Source organism: Streptococcus mitis, assembly GCF_901542415.1.
Lineage (GTDB): Bacteria > Bacillota > Bacilli > Lactobacillales > Streptococcaceae > Streptococcus > Streptococcus mitis_BL.
The window spans coordinates 645,852-663,689 of sequence record NZ_CABEHV010000004.1 but is presented as its reverse complement, the minus strand read 5'-3'; the positions used below and the strand labels follow the sequence as shown (position 1 = coordinate 663,689).

Below are 17,838 nucleotides of genomic sequence, written 5' to 3'. Positions count from 1 at the left end.
TGGAGATACAGTAACTGGTAAAATTACAATGGTTCGTGATGTGACATACGCAGACGGCTCAAAAGGACTAACAACTAATGATAAATTCTTAAATTCAGGAACTGCAAAATATGTAGAACATCTATATTACACAGGTGGAGCTCAAAACGACCACGAACTTTACGAAGCTTTACAAGAAGGTATGAAATTCAACGTTAAAACTAAAGTTGAAGGATATGCTTTAACAGCAACAGTAATTAAATTGGGTTCAAAAGATGTAAAATCTGATCCTAATAAAACAGCTGCAGGCCCAGTGAATGCTGTACGTGATTATGGAGATTGGGGATCTGAGAGACAATTATCAAAAGCACAAGCTGAGGATAAACAATTTAAACAAAATGCAATAAATAATAAAACAATATTTGCTAATAACCCAGCTGTTTCAGTAAATGGTGTGGCATTAACACTACCAGAATATCCGACAGAAACATTTGCTAATACAGATGCCTACTATGCGAAAGCTAGTGAATATCATGAAGCGGTTAAAGCTTATAACAAAGCTATTGAAAGTCAAGGTTTAACAGCGACAAAACTTGCTGAAACTGGGTTCTCTTATGTTAATGTGAATGGTAAGGCTGTACCATCAGGATCAGCTAATCTTTATAAAAAAATTGGAAATCAAAGACATGCGGATGTCTTAATTACATCTCAAGATACTCAATGGTCATACTTGAGAATAGCAGGGATTCCAACAACAAATCCAGATGGAAGTGAAATGCTTACAGCTTTTACATCATCACGTGATGAATCTAACGTTGGTGTAACATTTGCTCTTTCTGCGACATATAATGGTCGTATTGTAGATGTTAACGTAATTGCGGCTGATGCTGAAGAAGCAGGGCGTACAGAAATTGTTCAATTCGAGACAGATGGAACGAAATGGGAACAATTCATGGCATTAAATCTTCAAAAAGATATTGATGATAAAACAGCTCAAGGAGTTTATCCAAGTAAAGAAAGTGATGTTAATGCTGACGGACGTCTTGCGCAAGCGGGATATAATCCAAAAGATTGGGTTAACTTAGACGAAAAAGGGAAACCTATTGCATACGGAACTAATACATTTGGAGCAAACTATACATCAATGGGTTCTAAAAACTCATTACCAATCGCTCTTTCTCAAAACGTTAAGACACTATCAATGTACTTGAACTCTGCAGGAGCACAAGCAGGAACAATTGGATTCATGATTTATGATGGAGGAGATGCTCCGCAATCTTACGGATCAGCTCAGCACATTATTGGGGATTTCAATAAAGAGGTTGTTAAGAATGGAGTTAAAACTCAGGTAACGGCTACTCAGCCATACTTAGGTAATGTTAAAGGAGACCCAGACTTCCGTTCAACAAAAACTGACCCTTCAGGTGGATGGGTACTTGATGACTTAATCACATCAGAAAAATATAAAGAGACACCATTAGAATCAGGAAAAACAGTTGTAACAACAGATAAGGGTGTAACAGGTACATACTTATTATTACCGAATGGTAATGCTGTAATTGAAAAAGAGGATCACACACGTGTACTTTTAAATCAAGGTGATGTTATTGAGATGGCGAACCCAGTATCTAAGCTTCCGATTCGTGGAGTTTATAACCACACAACAGGTGCTCTAGGTGAAGGTACTCTGGGAGATGAAGGAGAAAGCCAACTTCTTGATCCAGCGGTAGCAACTGAGTACAAATTACGTCAAGCCCAAGGTAATGAATATGTCCTTGAAGGTGTTCGTGCTAACCTAGGTGTTAATAATGATAAAGCTTATATCCGTGGATGGGTAGACTTCAACAACAACGGTAAATTTGATCTTAATGAATCTTCAGAAATCGTAGAAGTTAACAAAAATGGAACTTACAATATTAAATTTAAAAACACACCACAATTACTAGATACTTCAGCAGATAGCTTAGGAGTACGTTTACGTATTTCATTAACAAAAGATGAGATTCTAGAACCAACAGGCGTGGCATCATCAGGGGAAGTAGAGGATTTCCAAACACATGTAGTTCACATGCCACGTGGTACTAGACATGAGACAAAAAGATATCAAGGGCGAGAACAAACAGTTACACTACCAACTAATGCGATGTTTACAGCGAATGGTAAAAATAAAGATTCTAAATATACGAAATGGGCGCAAATTGAAAATGAGAATTTATCGCCGAAAATAGTTCTAACTGATAAGCAAGTCGCGTCAGAAGAAGCTATTGCTGATAAGTCTGGATTACCTGCAAATTATCGTGTAGACTCTACAGGCAAGGTTCATGTAGAACGAAATGGTGCCACTGTATATTCAGGAGAATATGTAACAGTAAAAGATAAAAATAATAAAGTTTTGGGTAAAGGACTTAAAGTTACAAACCCATTAACTGGGAAAATAGAATATTTATTAAGTGAGTACACAGAATATGATACTGCAGGAAATGAAGTAGGTACATATAAAGTTAATCCTGCTAATGAAGGTAAAAATACTTCTGTAGGAAATGGGTTATATGAAACTACATTAACATTTAAACCTAATAAGTCTTATGTGGGAACGGCGAAAGGTATTGCAGTACGTGCATGGGATGATAATAATAATTCAACTGGATGGGAAGCTAATAATGATACAATTGAGGCTTCTAAAGCATCTACCACATTAGCAGAAAAAGATAAGGTTCTTGAAAATACAAATAATGGAAATAATGGTTATAAAACAATGGATACTAGTTATATTCCAACTGTTATTGATGTGAGACCAATAGGTGAAGATACTACAACTACTGATGTTCAAGGTAAAAAACAAAGTGCTAGACCTCAAATCCCAGTATACGGAACAGTGGAAACTGAAACAGGAGATAAGATTACAGATTCTAGGTATGCTAATGAATTCGAAATCATAGATAAGAATAAGAGTATAAAATTAGCGGATACTTTAGAAAGTAATAAATCTTCATACGATAAAGATACTGAAGTAAGTAAGGCTACTACATTAACACTTGCTGATGGGAAGGTAGTAACATATACTCCTGATAAAGATAAATTACCAGCGCGTGCGAAAATTGCTGAAGATGCAGATGTGGTAGTAACAGGTACAGGTTCTGTTGTAGTAAATAATGTTCGACTTGTTACTGGAAAAACTATCCCAGCGGGATCTAGTCCAGTTGATCCTCATCCTGTTACAGCAGACACGGTTGTTACTCTAGCCAACGGTACAGAGACTACTATTCCTGCCAGAGGAAGAATTCCAACAGGAGCTAAACTTAAAAATTCACTAGTGTCGACAGCTAATAATACTTGGAATAATGTTACTTATAATACAGGTGATACTATTCCACGTGAAAGTGGAGGAAAAATTTCTACTTTGGCTAAAGAAACATCTATTAGTCAGATTGTAGGAAAAGGTGATGTTGTAAAAGTTGATGGTAAATATCGTGCAACTAACACGATTCCAGCAGGTACTAAAGTTAAGAGAATATTACCGTTAAATCAAGTTGTATTACCAAGTGCAACACATCTTGATCCTACAACAGGAGCAATAACAGAGGTTCCACGTAGTTATGACCTGGCAAACACTAACGATTCTAAAGTAACAATCACAGGTGAAGGGGTATACGAACTTGTGAAAGATGCAAGTGGAAAACCAACAGGTGAAGTTACATTTACACCAGAACCTGGATTTGTAGGAAGAGGAACAGGTGTAGATTTAGTACAACCAGATATAGACTATAATGATGTTGTAGCAAATGATAAAGTTACAGAAAAATATGGTACTGATTACGGTAGAGCAAAATACACACCAATAGTAACACCAGCTACAGAAGCATCAATTACACGTACAATTCACTATGTGTATGAGAGTGATAATGATGCAACAGCTACTAGTCAAGCTTCTTATAAAAATAATAATCCAATTTTATCAATCAATAATGAACCAGTAACACGTTCTCAAACTCTAAACTATACTCGTACATATAAAATGTTTGATGAAGATGGTGTATTAGACCAACCGATGGTAACTGCGAATACAGTTAGAGATGTAAATGGTACAGAATACACAGCAGGAACTGAAATACCTAAAGGTACTAAATTCTCTCAAGGAACATTGATTATTTCCGATTGGAAACATGGAGAAAATAACGAAGAGATGAATAGTATAGTTTCTCCTACTGTAAAAGGTTATACAGCGAATGTTGTAACTTTAGAATACAATGCTCCAAATGCAACAGGAGAAATGGCTCATATTAAAGATACTAAGGAAATTGGTACTTATAAACCGATTGATAGAAATACAAAAGATGTAGGAACGTATAAACCAGCTTCTTCTGCAATAAGATCAGACGACAAAGACAACTTCGATATGTATGTTGTTTATAAAGCTGATACTCAAAAAGCCAAAGTAACATACATCGACTTAGATGCGACAGGTGATGCTCGTATTCTTGAAGTTCAAACAGCAGCAACTGCTCCTACTACGGGTGCGGATGCGAAAACAACTTACAGTGTTCCAGAACTTCAAGGTAAATCTCATACGAAGATTCCTTACCTAACAGCTGACACAATCAAGAAATATGAAGACCTTGGTTATGAATTAGTAACAGATGACTATACAAACAATACTCAAGGTACAGCTATTGAAGGTGGACGTAAGTTTGATGATGATAAAGATGTAGACCAAGCGTTCAATGTTTACCTACGTCATAAAAAAGTTCTTCGTCAAATTAAAGATACTCAAGAAGTAACACGTACAATCGAATACAAATATGCAAGTACAGATGATGTACCAGCAGATAAACGTGGAACAACGGCTGCACCAACAGTGACTGAAACACTTCACTTTGAACGTGACCGTACAATCGACTACACATTAGCTGCGAAAGAGTATCCAGCAGAATATGCTGCTTATAAAGCTGTGTTAGATGCTAGTAGATATGATTCGCCAGAAGAATACAAAGCTCGTACAGTTTACTACGATTACATCACAAACAAAGCGATAGCTGCAGATGCAACAGCTGCTCAAAAAGCAATCGTTACATTTGGACCATGGACTCCGGTAGGTGGAACAGCTACTGGTGTAACGTTAACACCTGCAGAAGTAGCAAAAGACGATAAGTTCAACCTTGTTAACTCTCCAGAAGTGACTGGATATACTCCAGATAATGCTACTGTAGAAGCGACTGCAGCAATCGATGCAGAAGCAGATGACTACAAGATCACAGTACTTTATACTCCAGTTGCTCAAAAAGCTGTAGTTAAATTCGTAGAAGTAGACCCTACTAATACAGATAAAGTAATTACTCCAGGTCTTGCAGATCCAATCGCAGTAACAGGTAAATCAGAAGCAGCTTACCCAGCTACAACAGCAACTTCAGTAACTGATAAGATTGCTGAGCTAGTTAAGAAAGGTTACGAACTAGTAAATAATGGATTTGTATCAACTGATAAATTCGATAAAGATGCTGCAGTTGATCAAGAATACGTGGTGAAATTCAAAGCTAAAGTAGTTGATATTCCATCATTTGATCCAACTACTCCAGGTTATGTGAAACCAGAACCAGGACAACCAGTAGATCCAAGTAATCCAGATGGACCAAAATGGCCAAGTTCGGTTAAAGATCTGAAGAATTCAGATACTGTAAAACGTACAATTAAGTATGTATACGAAGATGGAACTCCAGTAATTGATCCAGCAACAGGTGCACAAAAAGTAGTAGAACAAACTGCAGAATTTACACGTACAGCAAATGTAAACTTAGTAACAGGAGACATTACTTACGGAGATTGGACACCAGCTAAGGAACTTGCGGCAGTAGCGTCACCAACAGCAACTGATATTCCAGCGGTAGCAAACTACATCGCAAGTACAGCAACAGTACCATCGGTAACAGTTGCGGCAGAAGCAGATGATATTACAGAAACAGTAGTATATCGTCAAGCTAAACCAGTAACGATTACACCAACTGATGAAGTTCCAAATGATGATCCATCTACACCAGTAGATCCTAACAACCCAATTCAACCAGGTAAACCAATTGATCCAAACAATCCAGATGGACCAAAATGGACTAAAGACTTGATTGATAAGTTAAGAGATGCTCGTTCAGAAACAGTAACACGTACAATTACGTACAAATACTCAGATGTAACAAGTGAACTAAAAGCTGAAGACGCTGCTAAAGCAGGTCAATTAGCAGCTGACACAGTTACAAACACAGTAACATTCAAACGTCCAGTAACAATTGATCCAATTACAAAAGAATTCACTTATGGAGATTGGGTAGCTACAAATGGAACTACATTAGCAGGTAAAGCTGATCTTCCAGTAGTAGCAGGATATGTTGCAACTGGTGATGTAGAAGCTTCCAAGAAAGATGTAGAAGTTAAAGCAACTGATAAAGATATTACTGAAAATGTAGTCTACAAAACAGTAGGTAAATATGTACCAGTAATTCCAGATGGAATCACACCTCCAGCAAACACAAACGTAGATCCAAAACCTTATAACAATGATCCACAAGATGGTTCAAAAGTTAAAGATCCAGATCCAACGAACCCAGTGGTACCAGGAACAACAACACCAATCGTTCCACAAATCCCAGGAACTACACCAGTAGGACCAGATGGAAAACCATTGAAACCAGTTGATTCAAACGATCTAAGTAAAGGATACGTACCACCAACACCAACAGATCCAACGAAAGATACATCAATTATCTACGTTAAAGACGGATCACAAGTAGCGGTAGTACACTTTGTAGATGAAAAAGGTAACTCAGTAAACGAATCAGTAGTTGAAACTGGAGATACAGGAAAAGAAATTAGCAAATCTAATGTAGATAAAGTTAAAGCTGCGTTAGAAGCTAAAGGATATGAAGTAGTAGCTCCAACAGATGCACTTTACACAACAGATAAAGAAGGATTCTACAAAGAAGCAACTCGTACATTTGATGCTGTAAGTGATAAAGCTACAGGAGCAGCTGATGAGAAAGTACCTAGCCAACAATACTATGTCATTGTGAAAGGTAAAGAACTTCCAGTTGATCCAACTAAACCACTAGATCCAAACAACAATCCAGTGGATCCAACAAATCCAACTCCAACAAATCCAACGACACCACGTGATCCTGAAACACCAGTGACACCAAAACCAGAGGATAAAGTACCAAACGATCCTAAAGGACGTACTTATGGAGAATTAGGATTAGTAGAACAAGTTACTCGTACAATCAACTACGTGAAGAATGACGGTTCTAAAGCTGCAGAGCCAGTTAAAGAAACATTAACATTCACACGTAAAGCGAAAATAAATGCTGTAACTGGAGAAGTAACATACTTAGATAACGATGGGAATGCAACTACGAAAGAAGCAGCTCCATGGACACCAGTAAATGGTGATAAATTCGCTGAGAAAGTCTCGCCTTCAGTAACGAACTACACACCAACAGTAGAAAAAGTAGCTGAGAAAACAGGTGTAACAGCAACAGATAAAGATATCGTTGAAACAGTAGTGTACAACCCTTCAACAACAAACGTTGATCCAAACCCAGTAACGCCAGGTGAAAATCCAGATCCAAATAAAGTAGTAGAAAACGATCCTAAGAAACGTACGTTGAAAGAATTAGGATTAATCGAAGAAGTAACTCACACAGTTCACTACAAACTTGAAGATGGATCAGATGCAGGAATTGCAGACAACGTTCAAAAAGTAACATTTACACGTACTGCTAAGATTGATTCTGTAACAGGAGCAACCCTTGAATATGGTAAATGGACACCAGAAACGAAAGAATTTACTGCAGTAACAACTCCAGCTAAAGATGGATACATTGCTTCAGCGAAAACATCCACAGCAAATGCTAATGTAGGAGCGACAGATAAAGATACAGAGGAAACAATTATCTACCGCAAACTTGGTTCATACGTGCCAGTAGTTCCAGCAGGTGTAACACCTCCAGCGGACTTCGATAAGACACCAAAACCATATCCAAATGCGACTCCAGAAGATCCAACAAAACCAGGAACTCCAACTACAACAACGATTCCTGAAATCCCTGGAACAACTCCAGTAGGACCAGACGGAACACCATTAACGAAAAATCCAAATGGTGGATACGACTTACCACCAGTACCTAAAGATCCAACTCAAAATACTACAATCACGTATGTTAAAGACGGATCACAAGTAGCAGTAGTTCACTTCATCGAAGTAAACAGCGAAACTGATAAGACTGAAAAAGGTGCAGTAGCGAAATCAATCGTTGATACAGGAGATACAGGAAAAGCCTTCACAAAAGGACAATCAGTAACAGACACAATCAACGCATTGAAAGCTAAAGGATACACAGTAGTAGAAAATGGATATCCAGAAAACGGAACATTTGATGCAGACGCAACTACAAACCAAGAGTACAAAGTGTTAGTAACTGTTAAAGAAATCCCAGTAAGTCCAGATAATGAAACACCAACTCCAAATACTCCAATCGATCCACAAAATCCAGACGGACCAAAATGGACACCAGAGTTAATCAAAGAGTTAGAAAACGGACTTCAAGAAGACGTTAAACGTACAATCAAGTACATCTACTCAGATGGAACAGAAGTACCAGCGGATAAACTTACAGATGTAGCTGACAAGAAAGAGAAAACATTAACATTCAAACGTTCAGCAACAATCAACCCTGTAACAGGTAAGATTACATTTGGAAACTGGACTCCAGATAAACAATCATTCGAAGAAGTAACATCACCAGCAATCGACGGTTACATTGTGGACAGAGCAACTGTACCAGCTAAAGAAGTAACAGAGACTGCAGGAGATATTACAGAAGTAGTAGTGTATAAGAAACTTGGTTCATATGTACCAGTAGTACCAGAAGGAGTAACAGTACCGCCAGGAACTGATACAACACCTAAGGTATATCCAAAAGATCCAACGGATCCAACAAGACCAGGAACACCAACAACAGTGATTCCTCATATACCTGGAGTAACTCCATTAAATCCATCTACAGGTAAACCATTAGAGCCAGTAACACCAGGTAGACCAGAAGACGGATATAAAGTACCACCAGTACCAACAGATCCAACACAAGACACTAACATTGTTTATGCTAAAGATGGTTCTCAAGTAGCAATCGTTCACTTCGTAGATGAAGATGGTAATGCAGTTCATACTTCATTCGCAGAAGCAGGAGATGTAGGATCTAAATTCACTAAAGCAGGTGAAGTCGCTAAGATTGTTACAGAATTAGAAAAATCTGGATACAGTGTAGTATCAAATAAAGCAGATCAAAAAGAATATCCAGGAAAAGAAGGAGAATTCGATAGCGTTGATGATAAAGGTGAAAACGGAGTGTCTCAAGTTTACTACGTAACAGTAGCTAAACCAGTTCCAGTAACTCCAACAGATCCTAAGAACCCTAACGAAGATCCTAAGAACCCTAACCCAGGAGATCCAATCGATCCGAATAAACCGGACGGACCAAAATGGACTGAAGATGCTCTTAATAAACTAAACAACATTAAGACAGTAACTCGTACAATTACTTACGTTAAAGCTGGTACTGATGAAGAAGTATCATCAACTGAAGCACCAAAAGTAACTGACAAAGTAAACTTCAAACGTACAGCAATTGTAAATCCAAAAGATGGTTCTCTAGTAGGATACGACACAAATGGTGACGGTAAAGCAGATGTACCAGCAACTGACACTGACAGTGGATGGACAGCTGTTAACAACGACACTACATTTGATAAAGTAACATCACCAGTAGTTAAAGGATATGTTCTGAAAAATACAGCTCAAAAAGAAGTAGCAGAAACAACAGGCTTAACTCCTAAATCTGATAATGAAACTATCAAAGTAGAGTACGTACCAGTTGGAACATGGACACCGAAAGTACCAGAAGGTGAAACACCAATTAATCCAATTCCATATCCAAATGATCCAAAAGATCCAGGAAAAGTTGTAGATCCAAACGATCCAATAAATCCAAACGATCCAAACAAACCAAGTGTACCAGTGATTCCACATATCCCAGGAACAACACCAAAAGATCCAAATGGAAATCCACTGAAACCAGTTGATCCAACAGATCCATCTAAAGGATATGTACCACCGACACCTAAGACTCCAACTGAAAATACTGAAATTAAGTATGAAAAAGATACTCAAAAAGCAACAGTTAAGTATGTTGTTGAAGGAGCAAACACTGTTCTTCACACAGATAACTTAGAAGGAAAATCTGGAGAAGCAATTAACTACTCAACAGCAGATAAACTTGCTGACTTGAAAGTACTTGGATATGAATTAGTAACTGACGGATTCACAACAGCGACAGATAAGAACTTCGATAAAGATACAAAAGTTGATCAAAACTTCGTAGTAACAGTGAAACCAAAAGTTGTAGACGTTCCACCGTTTGATCCAACAAATCCGAACGATCCAAATACTCCAAAACCAGGACAACCAATTGATCCAGAAAATCCAAATGGACCAAAATGGACAGAAGAGCTAATCAAGTCATTAGACACAACTAAGCATGTTAACCGTACAATTTCTTATGTGAAAGAAGATGGAAGCAAAGTTGAGTACTTAGATAAAGATGGAAATAAATCTACAGCCGATGTGACTGACAAAGTAACATTCACTCGTGACTTGAAAGTTAATGTCGTAACTGGTAAGATTGTTGATCCTAATGTAGCTTGGACATCTAAAGACACTACATTCGATGCAGTGAAATCACCAGTAGCTCCAGGATACGTTCTGAAAGATGCAACTCAAAAAGTAGTAGCAGAAACTACAGGATTAACTGAAAACTCTAAAGATGAAACAATCAAAGTAGTTTACGTACCAGTAGGAACATGGGTGCCAAATGTACCGAAAGGTGAAACACCAATCGATCCAATTCCATATCCAAATGATCCAAAAGATCCAGGTAAAGTTGTAGATCCAAACGATCCAACAAATCCAAACGATCCAAATAAACCAAGCGTACCAGTGATTCCACATATCCCAGGAACAACACCAAAAGATCCAAATGGAAACCCACTGAAACCAGTAGATCCAGAAGATCCAACAAAAGGATATGTACCACCAACACCTACAACACCTACAGAGAACACTGAAATCAATTACGAAAAAGATACTCAAAAAGCAGTAACGAAATTCGTAGATCCAAGTGGGAACCCAATTCCAGGTGTAACGAACATCGAAGAAACTGGTAAATCAGGTGAGCCATTAACGAAAGCAACAGAAGTAACTACAGAAATTGCTAAGTTAATTGCTAAAGGATATGATCTAGTAAGCAACAACTATGGTAAAGATAATAACGGAAACTTTGACAAAGATTCTGGAAAAGATCAAGAATACACTGTAGTGTTAATACCACACGTTGAGCCAATTAAACCATTTGACCCAACAAATCCAGACGATCCAAATACTCCAAAACCAGGACAACCAATCGATCCAAATAATCCTGATGGACCAAAATGGACTGAAGAGTTAATTAACAAACTTGAAACTACTAAACACGTTACTCGTAAAATCACTTATGTAGAAGATGGTACAGATAAAGAAGTTGCAGACAAAGCAACTGACAAAGTAACATTTACTCGTGAAGCTAAGATTAACGTTGTTACAGGCACTATCGAATATGGTAAATGGACTCCAGTAAACAACGATACTACATTTGATAAAGTAACATCACCAGTAGTTCCAGGATACGTTCTGAAAGATCCAGCTCAAAAAGAAGTAGCTGAAACTACAGGATTAACTGAAAACTCTAAAGATGAAACAATCAAAGTAGTTTACGTTCCAGTTGGAAGACTTGTACCGAAAGTACCAGAAGGTGTAACACCACCAACTCCAACGCCTTACGATAATGATCCTCAAGATCCAGGTAAAGTTGTACCACCAAGTCCAACGAAACCAACAGATCCACAAGATCCAAATAGTCCGAAAGTACCAGTAATTCCTCATATCCCAGGAACAACACCAAAAGTTCCACAAGACCCAACGAAACCAGTGGATCCAAACACTAACCCACTTGTACCGTTGAAACCAGTGGATCCAAAAGATCCATCTAAAGGATATGAAGTACCACCAGTGCCAACAGATCCAGGTACGGATACACCAATCGTTTATGAAAATGATAAACAAAAAGCTATCACTAACTTCGTAGATAACAATGGTAAAGTAGTATCTGATCCAGTAGTAGATCAAGGAGATTCAGGATCTAAATTCACTAAGTCTGGAGATGTTGAAAGCAAGATTAAAGAACTTGTTAAGAAAGGTTATGTTGTAACAAGCAACGATTACCCTTCAGCAGATACAGATAGAGTATTCGACAACGATAAAGATAAAGATCAAATCTTCAACGTTAAAGTTACTCCATTAATTGTACCTACAGATCCAAATAGCCCTGATCAACCACAGGTGCCAACTGATCCAACGAAACCAGTAGGTCCAAACAACCCACTGAAACCAGTAACACCATCAACGCCAGAACCAGGTAAACCAGTATTCCCAGAAGATCCAAACAGCCCAGTATGGCCTGAAACAGTGAAAGATATGGTTACAGAAACAACTGCAACTCGTACAATCACTTATGTGGATCGCAATGGAAAAGAAGTCGCAGCTACTCACACTGAAACAATCAAGTTCAAACGTACTGCGAAAGTGAACCTAGTAACTGGAGATATCACATATGGTGAATGGATAGTAGTAGGCAATGATACTATCTTAGATGGTAACAAGTTACCGAAAGTGGATGGATATATCGCTCGTGGCGGAGATATCGAATCATCTCAAAAAGATATTAAAGCAACAGCAGGTGTAAACATCACTGAAAGAGTTGTTTACGACAAACTTGGATCATGGATTCCAAAATTACCAGAGGGACAAACACAAGTTCCACCAACTCCATATCCAAACGATCCGACAGATCCAACGAAACCAGGAACAGATAGACCACGTGTACCATACGTACCAGGATTTATCCCTGTAGATCCAAATGGAAATCCATTGAAACCAGTTGATCCAAACGATCCAACGAAAGGATATGAAGTACCGGTTGTACCGGCAGATCCAACTCAAGATACGCCAATCAAGTACATCCCTGTTCCTAAGCCAAATAATGGTGGTGGCAACAATGGAGGCGGAGGTGGTAATACACCAACTCCACAACCTCAACCAAATCCAACTCCTCAACCAGAACCTAGTCCTGCACCAAATCCTGTTCCAGTGACACCTGAGACTCCTGAACAACCAGTAGTTCCAGTGGCACCTGAACAACCAGCAGAGCCTGCTACACCACAGTATATGGATGGTCAACGTGAACTTCCAAATACAGGTACAGAAGCACACTCTAGTCTTGCAGCACTTGGACTTCTAGGAGCTTTGAGTGGATTCGGATTGATTGCTCGTAAGAAAAGAAAAGACGAAGAATAATTCAGACTTTCTTTCAAACAGTGATTGATTCAGCCTAAGAAAGAACTTGAGATTTAATATCTCAGGTTCTTTTCTTTTTTGAAAATGGTATAATATAGTGAGAATGATAGAGGAGAAGTGTAAATTGATCGCACAACTAGATACAAAAACAGTCTATAGTTTTATGGAGAGCGTCATTTCAATCGACAAGTATGTGAGAGTAGCAAAAGACTATGGCTACACTCATCTGGCTGTGATGGATATTGACAATCTTTATGGGGCTTTCGACTTTCTAGAGGTTACAAAAAAATATGGCATTCATCCTTTGTTAGGGCTTGAAATGAATGTGCTTGTAGATGATAAGGATGTGAATCTGCGCTTTTTAGCTCTATCTAGCGTAGGCTATCAGCAGTTGATGAAGCTTTCAACAGCCAAGATGCAGGGGGAGAAAACTTGGTCAGTTTTATCTCAGTACCTAGAGGATATTGCGGTAATTGTGCCTTATTTTGATGGGCTTGAGTCGCTAAATCTAGGCTGTGATTACTATATTGGTGTTTACCCAGAAACACTGGCAAGCGAATTTCATCATCCTATTTTGCCATTGTATCGGGTCAATGCATTTGAAAGTAAGGATAGAGAAGTTCTTCAAGTACTAACAGCGATTAAAGAAAATCAACCGCTCAGAGAAGTTCCTTTGCGTTCGAGACAAGATGTTTTTATATCAGCAAGTTCTTTAGAGAAACTATTCCAAGAATGTTTTCCTCAAGCCTTGGAAAACTTAGAAAAGCTTATTTCAGCTATTTCTTATGATTTGGATACTAGTTTAAAATTACCTCGTTTTAATCCGTCTAGACCAGCAGTGGAAGAATTGAGAGAACGTGCTGAATCGGGGCTTGCTCAGAAGGGGTTAACTGGTAAAGAATATCAAGACCGTCTAGACCAAGAATTGGCTGTTATTCATGATATGGGCTTTGATGATTATTTCTTGGTTGTCTGGGATTTGTTGCGTTTTGGACGTTCGAATGGCTATTATATGGGAATGGGACGAGGTTCCGCAGTTGGTAGCTTGGTTTCCTATGCTTTAGACATTACAGGGATTGATCCAGTAGAGAAAAATCTGATTTTTGAACGTTTCCTAAATCGTGAACGCTATACCATGCCTGATATTGATATTGATATTCCAGATATTTATCGTCCAGATTTTATCAGATATGTTGGTAATAAATATGGCAGTAAACATGCGGCTCAAATCGTTACTTTTTCTACCTTTGGGGCTAAGCAAGCTCTCCGAGATGTCTTGAAACGTTTTGGTGTGCCAGAGTATGAATTATCTGCAATTACCAAGAAAATCAGTTTTCGTGATAATCTCAAGTCAGCCTATGAGGGGAATCTCCAGTTTCGTCAGCAAATCAATAGTAAGTTAGAATACCAAAAAGCCTTTGAAATTGCCTGCAAGATTGAGGGATATCCAAGACAAACCTCTGTCCATGCAGCTGGTGTTGTAATCAGTGACCAAGATTTGACAGACTATATCCCACTAAAGCATGGTGACGAAATTCCACTGACTCAGTATGATGCACATGGAGTTGAATCTAGCGGGCTATTGAAGATGGATTTTCTGGGACTACGGAATTTGACCTTTGTTCAGAAAATGCAAGAGTTGCTTGCTGAAACAGAAGATATTCACTTGAAAATAGAAGAAATCGATTTGGAAGACAAAGAAACGTTAGCTTTATTTGCTTCTGGCAATACAAAAGGTATCTTTCAATTTGAGCAACCTGGTGCTATTCGCCTGCTCAAGCGCGTTCAGCCTATCTGCTTTGAAGATGTCGTAGCGACTACTTCGCTAAATCGACCAGGTGCTAGTGACTATATCAATAATTTTGTGGCAAGAAAGCATGGGCAGGAAGAAGTGACTGTTCTGGATCCAGTATTGGAGGATATTTTGGCTCCAACCTATGGCATTATGCTCTATCAGGAGCAGGTTATGCAGGTAGCTCAGCGATTTGCTGGATTTAGTCTTGGGAAAGCCGATATTTTGCGTCGGGCTATGGGGAAAAAGGATGCCTCTGCCATGCATGAGATGAGAGAATCCTTTATCCAAGGGGCATTAAAAGCAGGTCATACTGCGGAAAAAGCAGAGCAGGTCTTTGATGTCATGGAGAAGTTTGCTGGTTATGGTTTTAACAGGTCACACGCCTATGCCTACTCAGCCTTGGCTTTTCAGTTGGCCTATTTCAAAACACATTATCCAGCTATTTTTTATCAAGTCATGTTGAATTCTGCTAATAGTGATTACTTAACAGATGCCCTAGAAGCAGGCTTTGAAGTAGCGCCTCTATCCATCAATACCATTCCCTATCACGATAAAATTGCCAACAAGTCCATCTATCTAGGTTTGAAATCGATTAAGGGAGTCAGCAAGGATTTGGCGCTTTGGATCATTGAAAATAGACCCTATTCGAACATTGAAGATTTTATAGCTAAATTACCTGAGAATTATCTGAAACTTCCTTTGCTAGAACCTTTGGTAAAAGTTGGTCTTTTCGATTCATTTGAAAAAAATCGTCAAAAAGTATTCAACAATTTATCTAATCTATTTGAATTTGTGAAAGAGTTAGGAAGCTTGTTTGGTGATACAATTTATAGCTGGCAGGAATCGGAAGATTGGACGGAACAAGAAAAATTCTATATGGAACAAGAGCTTTTAGGGATAGGTGTCAGCAAACATCCCCTACAAGCTATTGCAAGTAAGGCTATTTATCCGATCACTCCTATTAGTAATTTATCAGAAAATAGCTATGCTATTATATTGGTTGAAGTTCAGAAGATAAAAGTAATTCGTACCAAAAAGGGTGAAAATATGGCTTTCTTACAGGTGGATGACAGTAAGAAAAAATTGGATGTTACCTTCTTTTCAGATTTATATCGACAGATTGGTCAGGAAGTAAGAGAAGGGGCATTCTACTATATCAAAGGGAAAGTCCAGTCACGTGATGGCCGTCTGCAAATGATTGCACAAGAAATAAGAGAAGCAGTTGCTGAACGCTTTTGGATACAGGTAAAAAATCATGAATCGGATCAAGAAATTTCACGTATTTTAGACCAGTATAAAGGTCCAATACCAGTCATCATCAGGTATGAAGAGGAACAGAAAACCATCGTTTCTCCCCATCATTTTGTAGCTAAATTCAATGAATTAGAGGAGAAATTGAATGAAATCGTTATGAAAACGATTTATCGCTAAAAATACGGAAAATAGAAGAATTTTAAAATCAAATGTGGTATAATCAAGAAGAATGTTAAAAGAAAAAGGAGCATAAACCAATATGAAACGTATTGCTGTTTTAACTAGTGGTGGAGACGCCCCTGGTATGAACGCTGCTATCCGTGCAGTTGTTCGTCAAGCAATTTCAGAAGGAATGGAAGTGTTTGGTATCTATGACGGATATGCTGGTATGGTTGCCGGTGAAATTCATCCCTTAAATGCGGCTTCAGTAGGAAACATCATTTCTCGTGGTGGTACTTTCCTTCACTCAGCTCGTTACCCAGAGTTCGCTCAACTTGAAGGGCAACTTAAAGGGATTGAGCAATTGAAAAAACACGGCATTGAAGGTGTAGTTGTTATCGGTGGTGACGGATCTTACCACGGTGCTATGCGTTTGACTGAGCATGGTTTCCCAGCTATCGGTCTTCCAGGTACAATTGATAACGATATCGTTGGTACTGACTTCACAATCGGTTTTGACACAGCGGTTACGACTGCTATGGACGCTATCGATAAGATTCGTGATACATCATTAAGTCACCGTCGTACTTTTGTCATCGAAGTTATGGGGCGTAACGCTGGTGATATCGCTCTTTGGGCGGGTATCGCAACTGGTGCTGATGAAATTATCATCCCTGAAGAAGACTTCAAAATTGAAGATATCGTAGCAAGTATCAAAGCTGGCTATGAATGTGGTAAAAGACACAATATCATCGTTTTGGCAGAGGGTGTTATGTCAGCAGATGAATTTGCTCAAAAACTAAAAGAAGCTGGAGATACGACCGATCTTCGTGTGACAGAACTTGGACATATTCAACGTGGTGGTTCTCCAACTGCGCGTGACCGTGTATTGGCGTCACGTATGGGTGCCCATGCTGTTAAACTTCTTAAAAAAGGTATCGGTGGTGTTGCGGTAGGTATTCGTAACGAAAAAATGGTTGAAAATCCAATTCTTGGTACTGCAGAAGAAGGAGCATTGTTTAGTTTGGCAGCAGACGGTAAGATTATTGTAAATAATCCACACAAAGCTGATCTTGACCTGTCACAATTGAACAATTGCTTGTCATAATTTATAATTTAGTTAATAAGACCAAAAAGGTCATATATATAAAGGAGTCACAAAAAT

General features: G+C 38.5%; 3 protein-coding genes. All 3 read left to right on the top strand.

All coding sequences use genetic code 11. The features are described 5' to 3' along the window. Positions 1-28: 28 nt before the first annotated feature. The 3 genes from FQT24_RS03460 to pfkA all read left to right on the top strand — a co-directional run bounded on the left by FQT24_RS03460 (position 29) and on the right by pfkA (position 17,781). Positions 29-13,465 carry a mucin-binding protein gene (locus tag FQT24_RS03460; RefSeq protein WP_260666183.1) on the top strand — a complete coding sequence of 4,479 codons (13,437 nt, stop codon included), beginning with the start codon at positions 29-31 and terminating at the stop codon, positions 13,463-13,465. Positions 13,466-13,589: 124 nt separating this feature from the next. Continuing rightward, entirely contained in the window at positions 13,590-16,691 is a 3,102-nt protein-coding gene (locus FQT24_RS03450; protein ID WP_185952537.1) for a DNA polymerase III subunit alpha, read from the top strand. Positions 16,692-16,773: 82 nt separating this feature from the next. Then, a complete protein-coding gene (pfkA, locus tag FQT24_RS03445; protein WP_000820871.1) occupies positions 16,774-17,781 on the top strand; it encodes a 6-phosphofructokinase in 1,008 nt (335 codons plus the stop codon). The last annotated feature ends 57 nt before the right edge of the window (positions 17,782-17,838 follow it).

Bases quoted from the DNA above. Each gene is read 5' to 3' on its own strand.
- FQT24_RS03460 (WP_260666183.1), top strand. From the start codon at position 29: ATGGTTCGTGATGTGACATACGCAGACGGCTCAAAAGGACTAACAACT.
- pfkA (WP_000820871.1), top strand. From the start codon at position 16,774: ATGAAACGTATTGCTGTTTTAACTAGTGGTGGAGACGCCCCTGGTATG.